The following is a 20,755-nucleotide window of genomic DNA, read 5'->3' as shown; positions in this document are numbered from 1 at the left end:
TTTCTCCTCCTGACCATCCTAACCGACTATTTTATTCCGGTTTTACCGACTCTTGTATATCCTCGCTGTCCGGCTGCATTGCCGCCACTTCTTCGCCATACACCTGCGCGTAGTACTCTGTCAGACTTCTCTGCACTGCTTCGTCATTTGTAATCAGAATTTCCACGCGCCGGTTTTTCATCCGGTTTTCCTCTATGTCAAATTTCGCGATCGGGCGAAATTGTCCGAACCCTAAACTGATAAGCCGTGCCGGATCAATCAGATTGGATTTCTGGATATATGCCGTAACCTGAGCCGCCCTCTCTGCCGAAAGCATACGGTCGCTCACCGTTTCATTCTGTCTGTCCGGCAATGCCTGCGTTGTATGCCCCAACACTTCGATTTCCTTTATTTCTTCCACTGCCGGAGCGATTGCGCGGCAGAAGCCGTCCAGTGCCTTCTGTCCGTCCTCCCGGAGCACATAGCTGTCTCCGTCAAAGAATACACTATCCCGAAAGGAAATAAAGTTATATCCGTCGCCCTTTATAACCTCCACCTCTGCGTCCAGCCCCATAGTCTGAAATTCTCTTACCAGGCTTTCATACATCTGCTCAAAGCTGTCCGGCTGCATCTCCTCCGCCGCAACCTGCGTCTGTTCTGCCGTACTCTTCGCCGCTTCTTCCGTCACGTCTGGGTTCATGCTCTTAACAAGGTTTTCCCACTTTGATTGGTCAACTGTAGAAATAGAGTATAATAAAACAAAAAAGCAAAGCAGCAGTGTGACCATATCGCCGTAAGTATCCATCCAGCTTCCGCCGTTCACTGTTTTTTTCGGTTTTTTCATACCCTGCCTCCTCTACTTTTTCTTTTTTCCCTTTCTTTCCCGCGGGTCTGTTTCGTCCAGAAGCTGCATCTGTTTTTTCTGAGCCAGCGAAGAAACAAGGCGTTCCTTAAGATTTTTAGGGTTGTCTCCTTCCTGAATTCCCAGGACCCCTTCTACGATAATCTCTTTGTAGACTCTCTCTTCCTCGTCTCTTATCCGCAGCTTTGAAGAAATCGGATGAAAAACAAGGTTTGCCAGCATACATCCGTAAAATGTCGTCACCAGCGCCACTGCCATGTTAGCTCCTAATTCTTCTGAAGCTCCTGTCGACAAATCCATCTCCCGGAGCATATTAATTAATCCTATCAGCGTACCAATCATACCGAATGCCGGAGCATACGCCGAACCTCTGATATAAATTTCCATCTCTGCCTCATGGCGCTGTGAGGTATTCTCAATATCCTGTTCCAGCGTACTGCGTATCTTCTCTGCATCCATCGCATCTACGACATACATGATGCTTTTTTTCAAAAACGGATCTGCCAGTTCAGATGCCCTGGATTCTAACGCCAACAGCCCGTCCTTTCTTGCAGTCTGGGCAAATTCTACCAGTGTATCTATGACCGGCTCCGGTCTGTACCTCTTTGAGCTGCAAATGATCGCCATGTGTTTTCCAATGTTTTTCAAATCTCTGAACGGAAAGCTTGCCACAATAGCTCCGATTGTACCGCCCACTACAATCAGAATACTTGGGACATCGAAAAAGTTCATAATATTTCCGCTGTCCATAATTCCATATATTACAAACAAGAATCCTGCAACTATTCCCAAAATACTTGTAATATCCATTGTCATACCTCCAAATCCGCCATACGGCAGATTTCTTTTCTATACTGTGTAATTCGCTCTATGATTTCTTCTTTGCCTTCCTTTACAATATGAAACCGTCCGTTCATCATAATGATTTTTGAGTCCGGAATTAACTCGACGTACTCGATCTGGAACGGATTAATCAAGATACTGCTTCCATTTAATTTTGTAAACTCTACCACTTTTTTCTCCCCCGCGGCGTGCCGGAGAGGAGACTCCCCTCTCGTCGGCGTCCGCGTATTTTTCTCTTCTTAATTCTTATCCTTAGCGCTTCATATTAACGAGCTCTTCAAGCATTTCATCGGATACCGTTATCATTTTTGTATTCGCCTGGTATCCTCTCTGTGTCGTAATCATATTCGCCATCTCTGTAGCAAGATCCACGTTGGGCATCTCCAGGTATCCGCTTAGGATCTCCCCTGTCGCGGCTGTCTGCGGCCCTACAGTCACTTCGCCGACACTTGCCCCGAACCCGTACAGATACCCGCTGCTCTGCTCCAGACCACCTGTATTCTCTACAGTCGCCACTGCAAATTTGCCGATAACCTCTACTGTTTCATCCTTATGTACAACGGTAATTGTTCCGTCTGTCCCAATAGAGATACTTGCCGTATCCTCTGGAATCTGAATCGGCGTTAAGTTCGTTGTGGTATCTACTACCTGCTTTATGCTTCCGTCTGGCTGCTCTACATCATCTACCTTTGTATATCCATATACATAGTTTCCTTTGTCATCTGTAAAATACCCTCCCGGCGTCTGGAAAATTCCCACTCTGGAAAGAGATAACCCACTGTTTTTGATATCCATAGGATCAATCTCCTCATTCCATGTTCCTACAATAAAAAATCCCGGACCGTCAATCATACAATCGTAGGGGTTTCCCGTATAAGACTGTCCCCCTGTTTCAAAATTTGTAGAAATGGAACTCACGGTGGAGCCATATCCCAACTGAGAGGTATTGATTCCCCCTGTGTTGCCTATTGCCTGTTGCCCCTCCGCACCTGTAATGTAATTCTGATACATGGCATCCGCGAAGTTTGCAGATTTGCTTTTATATCCCCAAGTATTCACATTCGCAATATTATTACCTATAACGTCCATTTTCGTCTGATGTGTTTTTAATCCGGCTATTGCCGACTGCATTGCTCTGATCATTTCTTTCTCTCCTTTTTCTCAGCCGCTGTTTCTTTGCCTATCAGTCAGATACACAAAAAAGCCTCCTGTTAAAAGGTCCAGCCTACATAAAAACAGCGCTGTCTATATTTGTAAAAATATTCTGTCTCATTTCCTGTTCTGTAATCGTGGTTATGACAATATTATTCGGGACATTTACAATGAAAGCTCCCTGCTTTCCGATCACTACCGTATCCCTTGCCCCCTTCTGCCTTGCCTTTTCTACCGCCTGGGATAGTTCGTTTAAGTTCTTTCCTGTCATCTCCACGCCCCGCTGTTCCATACGTTGTACCGCGTGTCTGGAAAACTGTACTTGAGGTGCACTTTTATATTCCTCTCTTAGTATTTCTTCAAATTCGGAACGAAAGTTTTCTCCTTTTGCTGTTGTCTCATGCTGTAGGCGCAGCGTCTGCGGGCTTACAATTTTTCCTATCTCCGGCACGCGTCTCCACCTCCTTTAGCCGCTTATGCTCTGCTGCTTTCACCTGTGTCCGGTTTCTCTGGCTCCTCCGGTTTTTCCGGAACCTCACCAACCGACATCACCTGCACCAGGCTATACTCTTTTCCATTGATATAGATAGAGGGGATACTTCCCAGCGTGATTCCTGTCACGACACCTTTTGTCTCTTCCCCTGTGTATTTTCCATCTTTATCTACCTCCGCAACCGTTACTTCTTTCCCCATCATAGAGGATGCATAGCTGAACATATTTACAATCGACAAGTCTGAAATCGCCGTTGTCATCTGCTGGATGGACTGTGACATCTGTGTCTGGACAAGCTGGTTCATCATCTCTCCTGTGTCCATCGGGTTATCCGCGTCTTGGTACTGTAACTGTGTTGCCAGCAGCTTATAAAAATCTGTCATCGTCAACGACGAGGTAGGGGATGAACTGCCCACGCTTCCTTTGCCCGAAAGCGAACTGTCTGCCTTGGTGGTTCCATATGTATTCAAGGCGTTTAACATGGATATTTCTGCCATTTTCTCTCTCCTTTCTCTTTTATATAATTCCTAACCGCAGCTGCTCAAGGAAGTCTCCTTCTAATCCTGTGATCTTCTTATTCGATCTTTCTTTATGATTTTTCTGCTCCTCTTTGCCGCTGCTGTTTTGTCCGCCGTCCTGCTTCGTGTAATCCTCCTGCTGTCTGTCGATCACAACGACGGTAGGCTCTCCCGTCCTGCCCTGCAGGATTCCGCCGATTTCTCTGGCGTGTCCGGAAAGAATTTCCATTGTCTTTTCGCTGCCGCATGTAATCAGTACCGAGGCTTTTCCGGCTTCATATACTGCTTTAATCACGATTTTTCCCAGCTGTGCCGGCTCTAGCTGTATTTCCAGCTCTTTTCCTCTGGAGGTCATTGCCTTTTGTACCAGATCCGCCAGCTTCTGTATGCTGTCGCTTTGTTCCGCCGGTTTCCATGCCAGTATTTTCTTTTCTCTGACGGGCGCTTTTTCCCCCGCATCTTTTATCTCCGGCAAACCAACCGCTTCTTTTGCCTGAGGACTGTCCTCTTCTCTGATTTTCGTCTTTCCATCCGGTTTCTGTATTTCCGTCTGCCGGAAGGAAGTTTGAAAGGCCGGCGTCTCTGTCTGCTTATCTATCTGCGGCTGTCCCTTCCATAACCACGCCGCCTCCAGCATCTCTGTTTTCTCCGTCCTGCCGGTTTCTGGCAGTCTTTTATGCGCTTCTGTTCCCCCGGCTGTCTGTCCGGCGCCTATAGGTGTTCCTTTTTCTGACGGCTTCTCTTTAAGAGATGGCATATTCATTGCAGAAATGCCTGCGCGTTCCCCTTCCGCACCCGTGGTTCTTCCGGCAGCGGCTGCCGCCACTCCCTGCACAGTTCTTTCAAATGCCTGCGCCTGTGGTATTGCTGTAAAGAAAAGCCCGCCAGTCTGGAGCATACCGGCATTCTCTGCTGAAAAAAAGCGGCTTTCCTCCTTTTTCATCAACTGGGGAAATTCTTCCTGCTGACCTGCCGGCTGTTTTCTTTTTCCTTCTATGCTTCCACCGTCCAGCATCTGTCCGGAGGAAATATTCAGTGTCATATCCCGCATCAGCATATCCATTCTCTTCTCACCTCCTTGTCCGTAAAATGAAAATATATAGTAATCTGCGCTCACGCGCAGGATTACCCATTTCTTTGCACCGCGAAGGAACGATTCGAGACAAACTCCTCCACCGCCTGTTCCTCCTGCTTTCTCATCAGTGCGGTATACTCCTGCTTTTTTTTATCCTTCAACATCTGGATCGAAGATGTTTCCTTCTTTGCTTCAATTACAGCTTCTCTTTTTTCCTCTTCTTCTTTTTTTAATTGCCTTAGCGTCCGCTTTTCTAACGCGATTTTCTCCGACAGGAAAGAAAGATATGCTTCATAGTTTTTCATTCTGTCTATAGGAATAAGCGTTTTCAGCAAGTCCTCTCTGCCGTTTTTATACTCTGCAAACGTATGCTCCAACGCATTTATCTCTTCTTCTTTCTTTAGTACCCTCCGGACAGCCTGTCCATGTTCATTTCTAAGGTTCTGCTCTGTCTGCTCTTTATAGCTGAGAACCCGTTCAAGTGAAAATGAAAACTTTTTCATCCCCACACCTCCTGATACTTACTATTTAAGTATTCTCTGCATAATCTCCACCGTTTCTTCCAGCCTGAACTGTTCTTCTACCTTCTGCTTTAAAAACGCATGAATCTGTTCTATCTTCGCGATTGCGTAATCCAACTTTGGATTCGTACCCGCCTTATACGCGCCGATGGAAATCAAGTCCTCATTCTGCGTATAAAGACTGATGATGTCTCTCATCTTTGCCGCCAGCTCTTTATGTTCTTCGCTTACAATTTCCGACATCAGACGGGAAATACTGGCGTTTACATCAATCGCCGGAAAATGGTTTGCGTTCGCAAGCTTTCGGGAAAGTACGATATGCCCGTCTAAAATCCCCCGCACTGTATCGGCGACCGGTTCATTCGTATCGTCGCCCTCCACTAAAACAGTATATACTCCTGTGATAGAACCCCTCTGAAAATTCCCGCTGCGTTCCAGCAGCTTCGGGAACTCCGCGTAAATGGAGGGAGTATATCCTCTTGCCACAGGCGGCTCTCCTGTGGCAAGCCCTATCTCTCTTTGCGCCATAGCAAACCTGGTAAGAGAATCCATCATCAGAAGGACGTCTTTTCCCTGATCTTTAAAGTACTCCGCGATCGTCGTGGCAACCAGAGGACATTTCATCCGCAGCATTGCCGGCTGATCCGATGTTGCCACAACCAGGATCGAACGTTTCATCCCCTCCGCTCCCAGATCCTTTTCCACAAATTCTCTTACCTCCCGCCCTCGTTCTCCCACAAGCGCGATAACATTAATATCTGACTTTACCTTCCTTGCGATCATTCCCAGCAGTGTGCTTTTTCCCACTCCGCTTCCGGCAAAAATACCGATCCTCTGTCCTTTTCCTACTGTATTCAAACCGTCGATCGCTTTGATTCCAAAGTCCAGCGTCTCTGTGATCCGAGGTCTGCTCAACGGATTGATTTTCGGGTTCTCCACATAATAGTAACGCGGAGATGTAAACTCTCCTCCGTCGTCAATAGGGTTTCCTAACGCGTCTATGATCCTGCCTCTTAGAAATTCTCCTACGGGAATTTTTAACCGCTTTTTTGTATTACGCACGAAGCTGTTCGTCCCGATCCCACTCATACTTTCATATGCCATCAACTGTACTTTATCTTCTCTGAAGCCGACAACCTCTGCCTGAATCTGCCTTCTCTGTTCTTCGTCATAAATCATAACAATGTCGCCGATATTCGCACCGCCTCCGGACGCCTCCATAGACATTCCGACAATATTCTCAATTTTTCCGATATGGTTGATTGTTTCAGCCTGTAATATTAATCTGGGTAAATCTTCAAGCATCTCTCTGCCTTTCTGTCTAAGCTTACGTTTATACGCGCGCGTTATTTAAGATTTCCTTGATATTCTCTATCTGGGTTCCTACGCTTATGTCCATAATCTCCTGCGGCAGCTCGATAATGCATGTGCCCGGCGCGGCCTCCTCCATGACAATCACCTTCACATTTTCAGAGATCCTAGATAATTCCTCCAGCAGCTCCGCGTCTCCCTGGATCTTTTTTTCCTCTTCCGGCGCTTCTGCGATGTAGATCTTTGCCCACGCGCATTTTTTGAGCTTGCCGGTAGCGGAAAGAATCATATTTTTCACTACCTCTCCGCTGGACTTCAGGCTGGTCTGTATAATTTTTTCTCCGACCGCAAGCGCGATATTTTTTAGGGTGTCCAGATATTCCTCCAGTATCTTTTCTTTTACATGCTGTACCTCCAGCGCGCAGTTTTCCACCTGGTTTCTTGCCTCTTCCCATGTTTTCTTTAGTTTTTCCTGGTGCTCCTCATACGCCTTTTTTTCTCCCGCCGTACAGCCCTGCTCCATGCCTTTTATGTAGCCCTCTTCATATGCTTCTTCTTTTATTTTCGCCGCTTCCTCACGCGCCTTAGACAGAATCGCCTCTACCTGCTCGACCGCCCTCTGCATCAGATCGATCTCGGGCGGCTTCTCCTGTACTTCCTGTACCTTCTCTTCCTTCTTCTTCTCTTTTTCCAGACTGCTTAACAAATCCGGATAAAATACCTCTTGATAGGAATCCTCTTTCCCCGTACGCACGATCCTAGACAATGATCTCATCCTTTCCGCCTTTACTGATAACGAGCTCGCCCTCCTCATCCAGCCTGCGGATAAGGTTTACGATTCTCTGCTGTGCTTCCTCTACATCTCTTAGCCGCACATTCACAGTCACTTCCAGGTCAGACTTGATCGTGTCTGCCATACGGCTTGACATATTAGAATAGAACAGTGCCGAAAGCTCGTCGTCCGCCCCTTTCAGAGCATATACAATATCCTTCATATCGCACTCTCTTATGAAACGCTGGATCGAACGATTGTCCATCGTGAGAATATCCTCGAATACAAACATCTTCTTCCGAATCGTATCTGCAAGCTCCGGCTCTGTTTTGCCCATCTCATCAAAAATAAATTTCTCGTTAGAGCGATCCATATTGTTCATTACGTCCGCAATATAATCAATGCCGCCGATCATAGTAAAGTCTGCCGTCAATATGCTATTGAATTTCTGTTTCAGCTGCTTTTCCACAATCTTAATTGCTTCCGGAGAAGCGCTCTCCATCTTCGCGATCGCCTCTACCACCTTTAATCTTTTCTTTTCCGGAAGCTCGCATATCACCTCTGCAGCCTGCCCTGCATCCGCGTAAGATAATACCATCGCAATCGTCTGGGGGCGTTCGTACTGCAAAACAGAATACAGGCTCTTACTGTCTGTCTTCTGGATAAATTCAAAGGAGCGGTTCTTCAAATACTTCGTAACCTTTTGCAGCAATTCCTTTGCCGTAGACTCTCCATATGCCTTTTCCAGCACAGTCCTGGCGTACTCCAGTCCTCCGTCTGTCACAACCTTCTGTGTCAGACAGGTTTTATAAAAGTCGTCCAGTATCTCCTCTGTCTTTCCTGCTTCTATATGACCTAATTTTGCAACCTCCAGCGTGAGCTTCTCTACCTCGTCCGCGCTTAAATACTTATATACCTTCGAGGCTTTATCCGCACCCAGAGCAACCACAACTGTCGCTGCCTTCATCTCTGGTGTCAGTTTTCTGCCATTATTTTCAGTTTCTGCCATCCTGCTCCCCTCCATTCAGCCAAGAACGTAGCATCTGCGCAGAAATCTCCGGATTCGTTTCCGCGAAATCCCGGATGTTTTCCCGTAATTCTCTGCTTTTTCCATTCTTCATATTCAGAATGTCAATGTTGTCCTGTTCATTTTCCTGTATAGATAAATCCGGAATTGTTTCTCCCTGAAGTAATTCATCTCCTGCTTTCCGTTTTCTTATCTTTCTGCGTATAATCAGGAATACAATCAGTATAAGCAGGAGAGCCCCTGCTGCTGCCGCTAAAATCCACCAGGAATCCCTTAAGAAATTCTTAGCTTTTGCGCTCACTGTTTTTGTATCCGACTCATCCTCATAAAACGGCGCGGCTACTACCGTAATTTTCTGGGCGCTTTCTTCTACCGCGATTCCCGTAGCGTTTGCGACAAGATCTCTTATCTCGTTACCAGTTAGTTCCCCGAAGGTTTCGCCGTTGACGGATACCGACACTGTCAGATCATCCATCACTCCCGGATCGATTTCTGTCTGTTCCTTCACCTGGTTAATCACATAATCCCGGTCATAGGTCGTGCTGTTATAGTTCTCATTACCGGCTCCGTCCTGCTGGTTATATTCTGTAATATCCGCATTTTCTTCTGTTCCGGCAACGCCCGCGGCAGCTCCCGAACCGGTTCCCTCTGACGTAGAGCCCTGCTCATGGGAAATAATTCCTGTCTTATCATTCTGGTTAATTTTATCCGGCGTCGTATACGTAGTGGTTTCGCGGATGACCTTATCCATATTGATCTTCCCGTTTGCAGACACCTTTACATTTCCATCTCCGTAAAACGGCAGCAGTACATTGATGACCTTTTGCTCGATCTTCTGCTCTACAATTCTGGAAAGCTCTGCTTCTGTCGTTCCGGCATTCTGGCCCGTTTCCCCTGCGGTCAAGTCAATCCCGTTTTCATCAAATACCGCTACATTTTCCATCTGCATATCCGGTATGCTCTTCGCGACTAATCTCTGAATCGCGGCAGCCTGTTTTTGTTCCAATTCTGCCCCGCTTTTCATTGTCACGACCACAGAAGCGCTTGGCCCGCCCTGCGTCTGGCTTGTGTCCTCCAGGACATATTTCTGCTCCTCGCCGAGAGCAATCGTAACTTTCGCATCCTTTACTCCGTTAAAAAGAGAGATCGTCGCCCCAATACGGTTTTGCAGTTCATAGAGCTTATATGTCTGCTTCTCCGAATCGGTCGCCATCCCTCCTGCGTTCTGTGTGAATATATCATAGGTAAACCCACTCTTAGGGTACCCCTCATAAACCAAATTTGCCCGGGTGGAATCTGCCTGTGATTTCTCTACCAGGATCGTTCCCCCGCCTTTATACTGGTAGTCTACTCCATCCTCCTGCAGCTTTCCGACAATCTCCGCCGCCTCTTCCTCAGAGACCTCTGAAAAAATAGGAACATACTCTTTATGATTTAAAATCAATGCCGCGGCTACCGCACCGCCGATAATTACCACAGCCAAGACTATAGATATAATTTTTACTTTCCGGTCCAGTTTTGCAGCAAATGTTTTCAGCTCACTGAACTTTTCCTTCAAATCCAGTTTCATAAGATTCTATGCTTTCCTTTCCTGCTTTACAGACTGATTCTCATCAGCTCGTTGTAAGAATCCAGAGCCTTATTTCTCAGCTGTACGAGCATATTGGTCGCTAGCTGTGCTTCTGATGCAGCGATTTGTAGCGTATGGGGATCATCCGTTTGCCCAGTCGCCAGAAGGTACTGCTGTTTCTGCAAATTTTGTTCGGTACTCCTTACGTCCTGTACTGCATTATAAAAAATATTCTGAAAAAGCTGGCTTTGCCCTCCTTTTTTTTCCGCCTCACCTGCACCGGATATATCCGACATACTTCCCCACGCTCTAATCGGTGTTATAAATCCATTCTCCATCTTTTATGCCTCCCGTCACCCGTTCTTTCTATAAATAGTATCATTTACTGTCCCTTAATCACTGCATTGAGCCTTGTAATATCGGCATTTACACTGCTTAACAGATATTGATATTGCAGTGCCGCCCTCGTCAGCTCCATTATCTCTGTATCTGCATTCACGTTATTCCCATCGGCACGCGCTGTCTCATTCTGTGAAACATGTACGCGGTACACGCTTTCCTCAATCGCTCTGCGTATATTCCCTACATCTGTATTTTTTCCCCTTGCCGCCGCGTCAATCCTGGATTTGAATTCTTCTTCAAATGTAACATACTTTGCCTTATAGCCCGGCGTCTCTACATTCGCCAGATTATTCGATATGACGGACTCTTTTTTCCATAAAAAATCCAGGGTCTTTTCCGCCATATTAATCGTATTTCCATAAATGCCAGTCATATTTATTCCTCCCTGAACCACATAACACTATATAAAGTTTAGATAAATTCTACCCCCCCCCGCATATTGTCAACACTTTTCGACTTATTTTCTACTATATCCTGACATTTTCAGACATTTATTCTTTGCATATGTCGCCTTTTTTCTAAAATCACTCTTATTTTTTTTATGTTTCTGCCGAAATTTATCTCGTATAGGTTATTTCCTGCTAAAACCAGAATTTACAGGAAAAAATTATATAAGGAGATAAGGAGATATAGATATGGATCAGAACAAAACTTTAAAAAGGCAACTTCAACTCGCTTGTTTTTCACTTACTCTGCTTGCATGGATCGCGGCTGCTATTGGCATTTTCACCAATCTTTCTTCCTCCCCCGTGCTTGCCGGCATTGAAATACTCGTACTTTTGCTCTCTTTTATTTTGCCGTTTGTATTCACCCGTATGACCCGCAAACGGCTTTTTGAACCTCTGGAAGAATGTGCGCAGCGGTTGCAGGCGCTTTCTGAAGGGGATCTGGACAGCCCATTACCCGCAGAGGACGTCAACGCAGAGGTAGGTAAGCTTGTCAAAAATACAAAGCATATCATCCGGACGCTTCGTACGATTATCCAGGATGAAACCCGTATTCTTTCTGCTATGAGTGAAGGGGATTTTTCTGTCTGTTCAGAATGTCGCAGCATCTATGTAAATGGGTTTGCCCCTCTTCTGGAATCCATGCGGAAGATTTGTTTTCGTATGAATTCCACACTGCACCAGATTCAGGAATCTTCTAATCAGGTAGACGCAGGGGCAGAGCAGGTTTCCACCGGCGCGCAGGCTTTATCACAGGGAGCGACAGAGCAGGCAAGCTCAATCGAGCAGCTTGCCGCTACCATTAACGATATTTCTTCTCAGATTAAAGAGTCCGCTGCCAACGCCGCTACCGCCAGCAGCCTCGCTCACAGTGTCGGCAATGATATGATGGACAGTAATCTGCATATGAGTGAAATGACAAACGCGATGGCTGAAATCAAAGAATCAGCTACACAGATTCACAAAATCATTAAAACAATCGAAGATATTGCTTTCCAGACCAATATCCTGGCCCTCAACGCCGCAGTGGAAGCCGCCCGCGCGGGTTCTGCCGGAAAAGGTTTTGCCGTTGTGGCAGAGGAGGTCCGTAATCTTGCCGGCAAGAGTCAGGACGCCGCACAGGATACAACGGTAATGATTCAGAACGCGATTTCTGCGGTAGAAAAAGGGACAAAGATTGCCGATGAAACCGCAGAATCTATGAATAAGGTTGTAGCAAATGCGCAGCTCGTAGTGGATCAGATCAGCTCCATTTCCGATACAGCAAAGGCACAGGCAGACGCGGTGGCACAGGTTACTACAGGGGTCGATCAGATTTCCAGCGTCGTACAGACCAATTCTGCTACAGCACAGCAGAGCGCGGCCGCAAGCGAAGAGCTCTCCGGACAGGCGAGCCTGCTTAAAAATGTTCTTTCCGGCTTTACCTTCCGTCAGACGAATGAATATGAAAAAGAAGCCGGCGCTGTCGCTGATGCCTCCCTCTCTGCACAGACAGAACCGTCCTCCCCGGTTGCTTTTGCGGGCATTGGCGACAAATATTAAGGCTTCTATTTATAACATCCGCTGTTTATCAGCGGCATACTCACAAAAGAAGCGGTTAATCTGTCATGATTAACCGCTTCTTTTTTCTGTTTCCACTTTTGCTTCTTCTACCGTTTCTTCTTTTACCGGCCCGTTTTTCCCATATTTCAAAAAATATACGTATATCTCCACAATCGCCGCGTACAGCTCCTGTGGTATCTCTGCTCCCAGCTCCAACTGCGTCAGAACGGTTGCCAGTGAATTGTCTTCATAGACCGGAACTCCGCTTTCCCTGGCAGTTTCAATGATCTTCTGTGCCGTATATCCTGAACCTGAAGCAACAATCACAGGCGCCGCCTGCCCCTCTTCATCATAAGAAAGCGCGGCCGCTTTCTGGTTTAATATATTATCAAATGCTGACATTGATTGAGTTCTTCCTTTCTTTCAGATTTGGGAAAGCTTCCGTAAGAGGAATCGAAACCCGGCTGCTTCCCAACACAAATTCCTCCGTCTCCAGCGAGTGCTCTTTCAAAATTTTCCGTATATCTCCCTCGATTTTTCCGGTATTCTCTCTTAAGCTGTCGGGCAGATTCAACTGCAGCGTAATCTTCTCGTCGTTATATAAAAAGAACAGATCAAAAAAGCCTACATCCTGAATGTCAAACTTCACCAGTCCCTTTATCAGCCGTTCTTTTGTCCCTCTTTCTTTTTGTTCTTCCCTCTGCGCGTCCGGATCGATCCACATCTCCGAAAACATAAGCCGCCCCTCTGCCTGCATAGGCAGAAGCAGGTGAAGCACCGGCATATATACGCTTTCGTTTAAAAGCAGCGCCCTTAGAATCCCCTGGAACACCCGCGTATTTTCTGTTCCCGCTTCTCCCAGCGCTCCGCGGCAAATCAATTCTGTCAGCTTATCCATCTGCTTATTTCTTTTAGACGCACGTTCAAACTCTGTATTCGCCAGTATGTCAAATAATTTCGCGCTGTCGAAATTCTTAAAATACTTCTGAAAAATCTGGAAATCCTGTAATTTTTCAAATGCCTGCAGCACCCCGTCCCTCTGTCCGTTCTCGTACCTTGCTGTCAGCTCCGCCAGACGCGCCGTCATATCCCTGAGTATTCCTCTGTCATGTGTATCCGATATATATCCGTTCAAAAACGGAAGCAGCGATGATTTCAGTGTCTTTAAGTTGCCAGAAGCGTTCTGTTCAGAGTCCGCACTATATTTTAATCCCTTTTCCATCTGCTCCGCCTGACTTCTCTGCTGGGGATACATTCGCTGTAAAATTTCTTTTATACTCCTTTGTATGTCTTTTAAAATATACGGGGTTTCCGCCATATCTGTATAGCGCTTCAGAAAGTTCAAAATACTGTTTTTTAATTCGACGGACTCTGTCTGCCCCATAATATGACGCAGCACTTCAAAAAAGGAGCCCGTGTACCGCACTGCCGACATACTCTGATCCTTCATAAATCCCGAGATGTTCCCAGTGTCTATCTCCATCATAGAGAGGAGCTGCGCCGCTTCCCCGACAAATGTTCTTCCGGCCCCCGGCTCTGTCAGCAACGCCTGGTATTCCTTGAATAATTTGGACAATTCCTGTGCAAGCACCGGACTGTTTTTGAGCTGTCTTATGAAATTGTCAAAATTTGTCTCATATTTAAACTGCAGTGTCTCCTTGTTCTCCTGCGACGCGCTGTCGCTGCGGGCGTCCGGCCGCACTACCTTTTCTGTGTTTACAGGCCCCTGTACATGGACGGGATTCTGCATTTCAGGATTTACACGTACGTGATTTGAATTGTCATATCCCCCTACCGGTGTTGTAACTTTTAAAATATTTGCCATTTTTTATCTCCCGTAATTATTTTTTCTATTTTTCTGTCGAAATATAAAACAATGGATATATTTTTATTTTGACTTTTCACATATTTAAATAAAAAACAATCTATAGAATTTCATTAAAAGGCGGTGTTTATATTATGGATAATGTAACAGACAGCTTACTCGATACCTATCTGTTTGAAACCAATTCACTTCTTGAACAATTAGATGAACTTTTAATCAATGCGGAAAAAAACGGAGATTTTACAGAAGATGATGTAAACGAAATCTTCCGCAGTATGCATACAATCAAGGGTTCTTCCGCTATGCTGGAATTTAATTCTTTAATGGAGATCGCCCATCATATTGAAGATTTATTTTTTTATATACGTGAGAACGGTACCTCTTCTCTGAATCCCCAGCAAAAGGGAGAGCTGTTTAACCTGATGTTTAAGTCGGAGGACCGTCTTCGGGAGGAGGTCGAAAAAGTAGAAAATAACGAGCCTCTTAGTGTTAATATCGACAGTTTTATACAGGAAATAAACAACTTTTTGAATAAAATCAGTAATTCCGGCAATGCCGCACAAGGTGAGGCAAAAGCGGCAGAGGAGCTAAAAAATACCGACACTCCTCCTTTTACGTCTCCGGAGGCCGCATACTGCATCCGGCTTTTTTTTGACGAGGGCTGCGGGATGGAAAATCTGCGTGCCTTTATGCTTGTAACCGCGCTGAAGGAAAACGGATATACTTTTACTTATTCTCCCCAGGATATTGAAACGGATTCCGGCACTTCTCAGTCTATCATAAACGATGGTTTTTTTATTGGCTTTTCCAGCAAAGAGGAGGCAGAAAAAGCCTCTCTTTTGATTGCCGGAAGCAATAATGTACATTCCTATGAGCTGATTGAAAAACACGAGGAGGAGGCTTCCCCGGGCTCTTCTGCCGTTCAGCAAAACGAAGCAGGCACACAGAAGCAGGCAGACACGCCCTCTCCTAAAAATGCCGCCGTACATACTGCCGGCAAGCAGAATCTAATCAGTGTCAATCTTGCAAAGCTGGATAGTCTGATGGCGCTGGTCGGGGAAATCGTCATCACAGAGTCTATGGTGACTTCTTCTCCTGATTTGAAGGGCTTAAAGCTGGATAATTTTATGAAATCCGCACGTCAGCTTCGTAAGCTGACCGATGATTTGCAGGATATTTCCATGTCTCTGCGTATGGTTCCTGTTTCCGGCGTATTCCAGAAAATGAACCGTATTGTCCGAGATATGAAAAAAACGTTAGATAAGGACGTGCGCCTTACTCTGATCGGAGAAGATACAGAGCTTGATAAGTCCATTGTGGACAGTATCAGCGATCCGATTATGCATATCGTGCGTAATTCCATGGATCATGGAATAGAGGCTACACGCGAGGAGCGTATCGCCGCCGGCAAAAATCCACAGGGTGAAATTATACTTTCCGCCGTTCACACCGGAAATGAAATTATCATTTCTGTCAAAGACGACGGACAAGGGGTCAATCCGCAAAAAGTGTTAGAAAAAGCCCAGAGAAATAATTTCCTTTCCAAACCGGCTGAAGAATACACGAAAAAGGAAATTCTGTCTCTATTAATGGAACCAGGTTTTTCCACAAATAATGAAGTCACCGAATATTCCGGCAGAGGCGTAGGAATGGACGTGGTGAAAAAGAATATAGAGGCAATAGGAGGTGTTGTCTCCATCTCGAGTGAAGAAGGAGAGGGGACCTGTACGACTTTAAAAATTCCGCTTACCCTCGCGATCGTCGACGGCATGGAAATTTCCGTGGGAAACTCTGTCTATACAGTGCCTATTTCCAATATCCGGCAGTCTTTTAAGGCTTCTCGCGACAGCATTATCTTTGATGACAGCGGACATGAAATCATCCGGTGTATGGATGAATTTTATCCGGTCGTCCGTCTCCATGATCTATATGGTATTTATGACAATGTGTGTACGGAAATCGACGACGGTATTCTTATGTGGGTAGAGGCAAATGATATTTCATACTGTCTGTTTGTAGACCAGCTTTTGGGCGAACAGCAGGTTGTCGTCAAGCCGCTGCCCGGTTATCTGAACAATTTTTCAATTAAAAATTATGGTGTCAGCGGATGTACCATTCTCGGCGACGGGAATATCAGTATCATTCTGGATATTGCGAGTATCTACTCTGCTGTTAAAAACACTTACTAAATTTTCATTTGGAGGGAAATGATTATGACAGATACAACTCATGCATTAACGCCCCAGGAGCTTATTGAGGGCAGTGAAGAAGCCGAGACTTCTTCACCGTCTGAATCCGCCAGTACAGCTCGTTTTTTAACGTTTGTATCAGGGGGGCTTACTTTCGGCGTACCGACAGATCAGGTAATTGAAATTATTACCAACCATAATATACGTTCTCTGCCTCTGGTTCCAGACTATGTGCGGGGAATTATCAACCTTAGGGGACAGATCCTCCCGATTATCGACGTCCGTTTACGTCTGGGCAAGCCTTTCCAGGAGTATACCTCCTCCACCTGTATTATTATACTGGATATCGGCGCCGATCGTATCGGTATCGGTGTTGATTCTGTCTCGCAGGTACTGACTGTCGATACTGCCGCCGCTTCTCCTATTCCTTTAGAAAACCGCCAGAAGCTCGCCACCTCCATGATCGCTACGGAGGAGGGAAAGGTAGTACTTCTACTGGACTGTAACGCTTTAACTGAACCATAGTATACAGGGGGGCTACTTTTCATGCTGACACTGACAAATGAAGATTTTCATCGTCTCGCAGCTTTTATGAAAGCAAATTACGGAATTGATCTCAGTAAAAAGAAACAGCTGATTGTAGGAAGGCTTTCTAATACAGTCACCGCGATGGGATTTTCGTCGTTCAAAGAGTATGTTGACTGCATTATACAGCAGAAAAAAACGGAAGATATCCAGATCCTGCTGAACCGGCTGACTACAAACTATACCTTTTTCATGCGGGAGGAAACGCATTTTACTTATTTTCAGAAAGTAATACTTCCATATCTGGAAAAGAAGAAGTCTGATCGTATTTTAAGTATCTGGAGTGCGGGCTGCTCCACGGGGGAGGAGCCTTATACGCTTTCTATTCTGTTAAAAGAATATTTTGGTTCGAGGGCTTCTATGTGGGACACACGTATTCTTGCCACAGATATTTCCCAGAACGTGCTGAACGCGGCGAAAAATGGGATATATGATAAAGAAGCTTTAAGCAGGCTTCCTGCCGGATGGATCCGGAAATATTTTTGTCCTATGCGGGAAAAGGATATTTATACTGTGTCTCCCGTACTAAAAGAGAATGTAATTTTCCGTACCTTCAACTTGATGGATCCTATTCGCTTCCGTTTAAAATTTGATGTGATATTCTGCCGGAATGTAATGATTTATTTTGACCAGAAAACCAAAGAGGCGTTGGTAAGGCGTTTTTACGATGCTTCTTCACCCGGCGCGTATCTTTTAATCGGACATTCGGAGTCCTTAGATCGTGCTGTAACCCCTTATGAGTATGTCCAGCCGGCGATATACCGTAAGCCTTTATAAAGAAATATATGATACTATAGAAGGGAAGTCTTGTTTCATGCATAAAAATACTGCTATTCGATTACTTATCGTAGACGATTCTTTAGTTTTTTGTCGATTTTTAAGTATACAATTACCGAAAATCAACCCCCGTATCCAGGTGCTTGGATATTCCATGAATGCTTATGACGCTTTCAAAAAAATATCTGATTTACAGCCCGACGTCATCTCTCTTGACGTAGAAATGCCAGGTATGAACGGAATCGACTTTTTAAAAAAACTCATTCCCAGTCATCCAATCCCTGTTATTCTCGTATCTTCATTAAATGTCAATGTGTTTGACGCGCTTTCTTATGGAGCGGTAGATTTCGTTAAGAAACCAGATATGTCCAAAAATTATACTGCAGAGACATTTGTCCAGAATCTTGCCGCAAAATTGATTATGGCTGTTTCTGCTTCTGTTAAGGTACCTCCCAGATTAAAAAAATCCTTAGATTCCACAGTTTCACCCTCTGTCGGTTCTGTGCTTCCGAGAATTACATCAGAGTACAGCGCTGCTCCGACAAGGTGTTCTGCCTCTCCCGCAGCTTTAAAATTATCCTCTCCGTCCTCTCTAAAGCTTAAGGACACAGTTATCGCTATAGGCGCGTCTACCGGGGGCACAGAAGCCACCTTAGAAGTCTTAAAACGCCTGCCGGCTGATATCCCCGGAATTGTTGTTACACAGCATATGCCGGAGGGATTTACTCAGATGTACGCCCAGCGGCTAGATCGGCTCTGTCAGATGGAAGTCAAGGAAGCAGAAGACGGCGATATAATCCGTCAAGGGAGGGTTCTTATCGCCCCAGGTGGAAGTACTCATATGCAGGTAGTGAAAAATGGAATTTACTACTACGTAAAATGTGCCCCCGGAGAAAAGGTAAACGGACACCGCCCCTCTGTCGACGTCCTGTTTGACTCTGTCGCTGACAATGTGAAGGGCACTAAAGTGGGCATTATTCTTACCGGCATGGGAGGAGACGGAGCGAAAGGGCTTCTGGCTATGCGTCAGAACGGCGCCTATACAATCGGACAGGATAAATCTTCCTGCGTTGTCTATGGGATGCCAATGGAGGCCTACAAGCTGGGAGCTGTCTGCAAACAGGCCCCCTGCTCCAGAATAGCAGATCTTTTAATCTCCCATCTAAATACCTTAAATTAAGCAGGATTGTAAAGCAAAATGAATCAGCTCCATACAAGAAAAAACAGGAGAAATCCAAGATAAAGATTTCTCCTGTTTTTTCTTATTAAGAGGGCGAAAGCTTCGCCCTCCTTTGATTCAGATATGTTTTATGCAGCTTCTATCCTGCTGTTTTCACGCTGCCTTACTGTAATAACTGAAGAACGCCCTGCGGAATCTGGTTTGCCTGCGCAAGCATTGCCTGGGAGGACTGTACCAGAATGTTATTCTTCGTGTAAGCCATCATCTCCTCGGCCATGTCTACATCACGGATACGGCTTTCTGCTGCTGTCATGTTCTCTGTTGTCACACTTAAGTTATTGATGGTGTGTTCCAGACGGTTCTGGATCGCGCCCAAATCACCGCGTGTAGAAGATACCATGTTGATTGCATTTTTAATGACATCTACAGCCGCTTTCGCTCCTGCCTGTGTGCTGATGTCCAGGTTCGCGATTCCGAGAGAATTCGTGTCCATCGCTCCGACAGATACTGTAAGCTGGTTGAAATCGTCTGATGTGTCGCCAATCTGCAATGTCAGCCCGCCTTTTGCTGATCCGTCTGTAGACTTGCTGATCTTCAGTTTTTTTCCGTCCGCAGACGCGTCAATGCCGTATTCCTTCAACTGATCTGCGATGTTCTTTACAGAATCCTCGTTAAAGTTTCCGGATGTCTGGTCTACATAAATCGCCTTCACGCCTGTCTCCAAATCTGGATTGCTTCCTCTCGCCACAATCTGGAACTTCTGTCCGTCGATCTCAATGATGTTTTCCTGATACTCTCCTTTTGCAGTAGTAACTGAAACACTAGATAAGTCTACTTCAAAAACATCTGCCTTTCCTGCTGTCACCGCGCCTATCGTCGCTGTAACTTTATTTCCCTTGTCCAACTGCTCCAGTCCGATGATCTGGGTCTGGTCTGCTCCTTTGTTCTTAGCTGTTATTGTAATCTTACCACCGTTTGCAGTCACATTGTATCCGTCGCCAAATACTTCCTCCAGTGCCTTAGCTGCCGCAGTAGCATTATCTGCCGCTGTTGTAGAGCCTGTAAAGGTAACGGTCGCATTCTGTACGTTTCCGTCCTTATCCAGGTATTTCACATTGAGAGTCTGCTCATTACTATCCGCAGCAGCCGTCTTCAACGTAATCTCCTGGGAGAATGCAGCTCCGCCTGATGCAGTTACTGCTGCCGCTGTGTTTCCAAACGTCGTGTTTACTGTCGCCGCTCCGTCTTTTGCAGCCAGAGAGCCGTCCAGCAGATTGATTCCGTTGAAGTTTGTGGATTCAGAGATACGGTTGATCTCGTCTTTCAAGGACTGCATCTCTTTTTGCAGGTTCTCACGGTCTACTTCGTCCTGATAGGTTCCGTTCGCAGACTGATCTGCCAGTTCTACCATACGGTTTAACATAGAGTGTACCTCTGTCAGAGCGCCCTCTGCTGTCTGTACGAGGGAGATACCGTCGTTCGCGTTTTTCTGCGCTGTCTCAAGACCTGTGATCTGTGCTCTCATCTTTTCGGAGATCGCCAGCCCTGCCGCGTCATCTCCTGCACGGTTGATTTTGTAACCGGATGAAAGCTTCTCTAAGTTTTTAGATACCGCGCTGTTGTTGTTTGTCAAATTGCGGTATGAATTTAATGCCGCTATGTTGTGTTGGATTCTCATATGTTTAC

General features: G+C 45.7%; 22 protein-coding genes. 5 read left to right on the top strand and 17 right to left on the bottom strand.

What is annotated here, in order from left to right; genetic code table 11:
- Positions 1-31 precede the first annotated feature (31 nt).
- The 14 genes from H8S37_RS10490 to flgB form a co-directional block, all read right to left on the bottom strand.
- Positions 32-823, bottom strand: coding sequence for an OmpA/MotB family protein (locus tag H8S37_RS10490; protein ID WP_186876016.1), 792 nt, complete (start codon positions 821-823; stop codon positions 32-34).
- A gap of 12 nt (positions 824-835) precedes the next feature.
- On the bottom strand, positions 836-1,651 hold the full coding sequence (locus tag H8S37_RS10485) for a motility protein A (RefSeq protein WP_186876015.1): 816 nt from the start codon (positions 1,649-1,651) through the stop codon (positions 836-838).
- Between the two features lie 2 nt (positions 1,652-1,653).
- Positions 1,654-1,854, bottom strand: a complete 201-nt coding sequence (locus H8S37_RS10480) for a flagellar FlbD family protein (protein ID WP_186876014.1) — start codon at positions 1,852-1,854, stop codon at positions 1,654-1,656.
- An 82-nt stretch (positions 1,855-1,936) separates the two neighbouring features.
- Complete coding sequence (locus H8S37_RS10475) at positions 1,937-2,827, bottom strand: flagellar hook-basal body complex protein (protein ID WP_186876013.1); 891 nt, start codon at positions 2,825-2,827, stop codon at positions 1,937-1,939.
- 82 nt (positions 2,828-2,909) lie between these two features.
- On the bottom strand, positions 2,910-3,287 hold the full coding sequence (locus H8S37_RS10470; protein WP_186876012.1) for a TIGR02530 family flagellar biosynthesis protein: 378 nt from the start codon (positions 3,285-3,287) through the stop codon (positions 2,910-2,912).
- Between the two features lie 23 nt (positions 3,288-3,310).
- A complete protein-coding gene (locus tag H8S37_RS10465; protein WP_186876011.1) occupies positions 3,311-3,826 on the bottom strand; it encodes a flagellar hook capping FlgD N-terminal domain-containing protein in 516 nt (171 codons plus the stop codon).
- A 19-nt stretch (positions 3,827-3,845) separates the two neighbouring features.
- The gene (locus H8S37_RS10460; RefSeq protein WP_186876010.1) at positions 3,846-4,910 is read right to left on the bottom strand and encodes a flagellar hook-length control protein FliK; all 1,065 of its coding nucleotides are present in this window, start codon (positions 4,908-4,910) and stop codon (positions 3,846-3,848) included.
- Positions 4,911-4,972: 62 nt separating this feature from the next.
- Entirely contained in the window at positions 4,973-5,425 is a 453-nt protein-coding gene (gene fliJ / locus H8S37_RS10455; RefSeq protein WP_186876009.1) for a flagellar export protein FliJ, read from the bottom strand.
- A gap of 21 nt (positions 5,426-5,446) precedes the next feature.
- Positions 5,447-6,748: a flagellar protein export ATPase FliI gene (fliI, locus tag H8S37_RS10450; protein ID WP_186876008.1), complete on the bottom strand. Its 1,302-nt coding sequence runs from the start codon at positions 6,746-6,748 to the stop codon at positions 5,447-5,449.
- Positions 6,749-6,776: 28 nt separating this feature from the next.
- Complete coding sequence (locus H8S37_RS10445) at positions 6,777-7,529, bottom strand: FliH/SctL family protein (protein ID WP_186876007.1); 753 nt, start codon at positions 7,527-7,529, stop codon at positions 6,777-6,779.
- Positions 7,513-8,535: a flagellar motor switch protein FliG gene (fliG, locus tag H8S37_RS10440; RefSeq protein WP_243207172.1), complete on the bottom strand. Its 1,023-nt coding sequence runs from the start codon at positions 8,533-8,535 to the stop codon at positions 7,513-7,515. The genes H8S37_RS10445 and fliG overlap by 17 nt, the downstream gene beginning before the upstream one ends.
- Positions 8,522-10,123, bottom strand: coding sequence for a flagellar basal-body MS-ring/collar protein FliF (gene fliF / locus H8S37_RS10435; RefSeq protein ID WP_243207171.1), 1,602 nt, complete (start codon positions 10,121-10,123; stop codon positions 8,522-8,524). Before fliF ends, fliG begins: the two co-directional genes overlap by 14 nt.
- A 26-nt stretch (positions 10,124-10,149) precedes the next feature.
- Positions 10,150-10,461, bottom strand: coding sequence for a flagellar hook-basal body complex protein FliE (locus tag H8S37_RS10430; RefSeq protein WP_186876005.1), 312 nt, complete (start codon positions 10,459-10,461; stop codon positions 10,150-10,152).
- A gap of 44 nt (positions 10,462-10,505) precedes the next feature.
- On the bottom strand, positions 10,506-10,898 hold the full coding sequence (gene flgB, locus H8S37_RS10425; RefSeq protein ID WP_186876004.1) for a flagellar basal body rod protein FlgB: 393 nt from the start codon (positions 10,896-10,898) through the stop codon (positions 10,506-10,508).
- 262 nt (positions 10,899-11,160) lie between these two features.
- Here flgB and H8S37_RS10420 point away from each other — a divergent pair, with 262 nt between their 5' ends.
- On the top strand, positions 11,161-12,513 hold the full coding sequence (locus H8S37_RS10420) for a methyl-accepting chemotaxis protein (protein ID WP_186876003.1): 1,353 nt from the start codon (positions 11,161-11,163) through the stop codon (positions 12,511-12,513).
- 69 nt (positions 12,514-12,582) lie between these two features.
- Here the strand turns inward: H8S37_RS10420 and H8S37_RS10415 are convergent, their stop codons facing one another.
- Entirely contained in the window at positions 12,583-12,915 is a 333-nt protein-coding gene (locus H8S37_RS10415; protein WP_186876002.1) for an EscU/YscU/HrcU family type III secretion system export apparatus switch protein, read from the bottom strand.
- The gene (locus tag H8S37_RS10410; RefSeq protein ID WP_186876001.1) at positions 12,902-14,338 is read right to left on the bottom strand and encodes a hypothetical protein; all 1,437 of its coding nucleotides are present in this window, start codon (positions 14,336-14,338) and stop codon (positions 12,902-12,904) included. The genes H8S37_RS10415 and H8S37_RS10410 overlap by 14 nt, the downstream gene beginning before the upstream one ends.
- Positions 14,339-14,472: 134 nt before the next feature.
- On the opposite strand from H8S37_RS10410, the gene H8S37_RS10405 reads away from it, so the two are divergent.
- From H8S37_RS10405 to H8S37_RS10390, 4 genes are read left to right on the top strand one after another with little or no spacing between them, the layout of a single operon-like run.
- Complete coding sequence (locus H8S37_RS10405; protein WP_186876000.1) at positions 14,473-16,527, top strand: chemotaxis protein CheA; 2,055 nt, start codon at positions 14,473-14,475, stop codon at positions 16,525-16,527.
- Between the two features lie 24 nt (positions 16,528-16,551).
- Positions 16,552-17,052 carry a chemotaxis protein CheW gene (locus H8S37_RS10400; protein ID WP_186875999.1) on the top strand — a complete coding sequence of 167 codons (501 nt, stop codon included), beginning with the start codon at positions 16,552-16,554 and terminating at the stop codon, positions 17,050-17,052.
- A 21-nt stretch (positions 17,053-17,073) separates the two neighbouring features.
- Positions 17,074-17,889 (top strand): CheR family methyltransferase, encoded by an 816-nt coding sequence (locus H8S37_RS10395; protein ID WP_186875998.1) that lies wholly within the window; start codon positions 17,074-17,076, stop codon positions 17,887-17,889.
- Between the two features lie 37 nt (positions 17,890-17,926).
- Entirely contained in the window at positions 17,927-19,069 is a 1,143-nt protein-coding gene (locus tag H8S37_RS10390; RefSeq protein ID WP_186875997.1) for a protein-glutamate methylesterase/protein-glutamine glutaminase, read from the top strand.
- A 163-nt stretch (positions 19,070-19,232) separates the two neighbouring features.
- Here H8S37_RS10390 and H8S37_RS10385 read toward each other — a convergent pair whose 3' ends face one another.
- On the bottom strand, positions 19,233-20,747 hold the full coding sequence (locus H8S37_RS10385; protein ID WP_186875996.1) for a flagellin N-terminal helical domain-containing protein: 1,515 nt from the start codon (positions 20,745-20,747) through the stop codon (positions 19,233-19,235).
- Positions 20,748-20,755 lie beyond the last annotated feature (8 nt).

This window comes from Mediterraneibacter hominis (assembly GCF_014287475.1).
Lineage (GTDB): Bacteria > Bacillota > Clostridia > Lachnospirales > Lachnospiraceae > Mediterraneibacter > Mediterraneibacter hominis.
This window is presented reverse-complemented; position numbering and strand designations above follow the sequence as displayed.

Excerpts from the sequence above, each read along its gene's own strand:
- H8S37_RS10490 (WP_186876016.1), bottom strand. The coding sequence starts at position 823 with ATGAAAAAACCGAAAAAAACAGTGAACGGCGGAAGCTGGATGGATACT.
- H8S37_RS10485 (WP_186876015.1), bottom strand. The coding sequence starts at position 1,651 with ATGGATATTACAAGTATTTTGGGAATAGTTGCAGGATTCTTGTTTGTA.
- H8S37_RS10475 (WP_186876013.1), bottom strand. The coding sequence starts at position 2,827 with ATGATCAGAGCAATGCAGTCGGCAATAGCCGGATTAAAAACACATCAG.
- H8S37_RS10465 (WP_186876011.1), bottom strand. The coding sequence starts at position 3,826 with ATGGCAGAAATATCCATGTTAAACGCCTTGAATACATATGGAACCACC.
- H8S37_RS10460 (WP_186876010.1), bottom strand. The coding sequence starts at position 4,910 with ATGGATATGCTGATGCGGGATATGACACTGAATATTTCCTCCGGACAG.
- fliJ (WP_186876009.1), bottom strand. The coding sequence starts at position 5,425 with ATGAAAAAGTTTTCATTTTCACTTGAACGGGTTCTCAGCTATAAAGAG.
- fliI (WP_186876008.1), bottom strand. The coding sequence starts at position 6,748 with ATGCTTGAAGATTTACCCAGATTAATATTACAGGCTGAAACAATCAAC.
- H8S37_RS10445 (WP_186876007.1), bottom strand. The coding sequence starts at position 7,529 with ATGAGATCATTGTCTAGGATCGTGCGTACGGGGAAAGAGGATTCCTAT.
- fliG (WP_243207172.1), bottom strand. The coding sequence starts at position 8,535 with ATGGCAGAAACTGAAAATAATGGCAGAAAACTGACACCAGAGATGAAG.
- fliF (WP_243207171.1), bottom strand. The coding sequence starts at position 10,123 with ATGAAACTGGATTTGAAGGAAAAGTTCAGTGAGCTGAAAACATTTGCT.
- H8S37_RS10430 (WP_186876005.1), bottom strand. The coding sequence starts at position 10,461 with ATGGAGAATGGATTTATAACACCGATTAGAGCGTGGGGAAGTATGTCG.
- flgB (WP_186876004.1), bottom strand. The coding sequence starts at position 10,898 with ATGACTGGCATTTATGGAAATACGATTAATATGGCGGAAAAGACCCTG.
- H8S37_RS10420 (WP_186876003.1), top strand. The coding sequence starts at position 11,161 with ATGGATCAGAACAAAACTTTAAAAAGGCAACTTCAACTCGCTTGTTTT.
- H8S37_RS10415 (WP_186876002.1), bottom strand. The coding sequence starts at position 12,915 with ATGTCAGCATTTGATAATATATTAAACCAGAAAGCGGCCGCGCTTTCT.
- H8S37_RS10410 (WP_186876001.1), bottom strand. The coding sequence starts at position 14,338 with ATGGCAAATATTTTAAAAGTTACAACACCGGTAGGGGGATATGACAAT.
- H8S37_RS10405 (WP_186876000.1), top strand. The coding sequence starts at position 14,473 with ATGGATAATGTAACAGACAGCTTACTCGATACCTATCTGTTTGAAACC.
- H8S37_RS10400 (WP_186875999.1), top strand. The coding sequence starts at position 16,552 with ATGACAGATACAACTCATGCATTAACGCCCCAGGAGCTTATTGAGGGC.
- H8S37_RS10395 (WP_186875998.1), top strand. The coding sequence starts at position 17,074 with ATGCTGACACTGACAAATGAAGATTTTCATCGTCTCGCAGCTTTTATG.
- H8S37_RS10390 (WP_186875997.1), top strand. The coding sequence starts at position 17,927 with ATGCATAAAAATACTGCTATTCGATTACTTATCGTAGACGATTCTTTA.
- H8S37_RS10385 (WP_186875996.1), bottom strand. The coding sequence starts at position 20,747 with ATGAGAATCCAACACAACATAGCGGCATTAAATTCATACCGCAATTTG.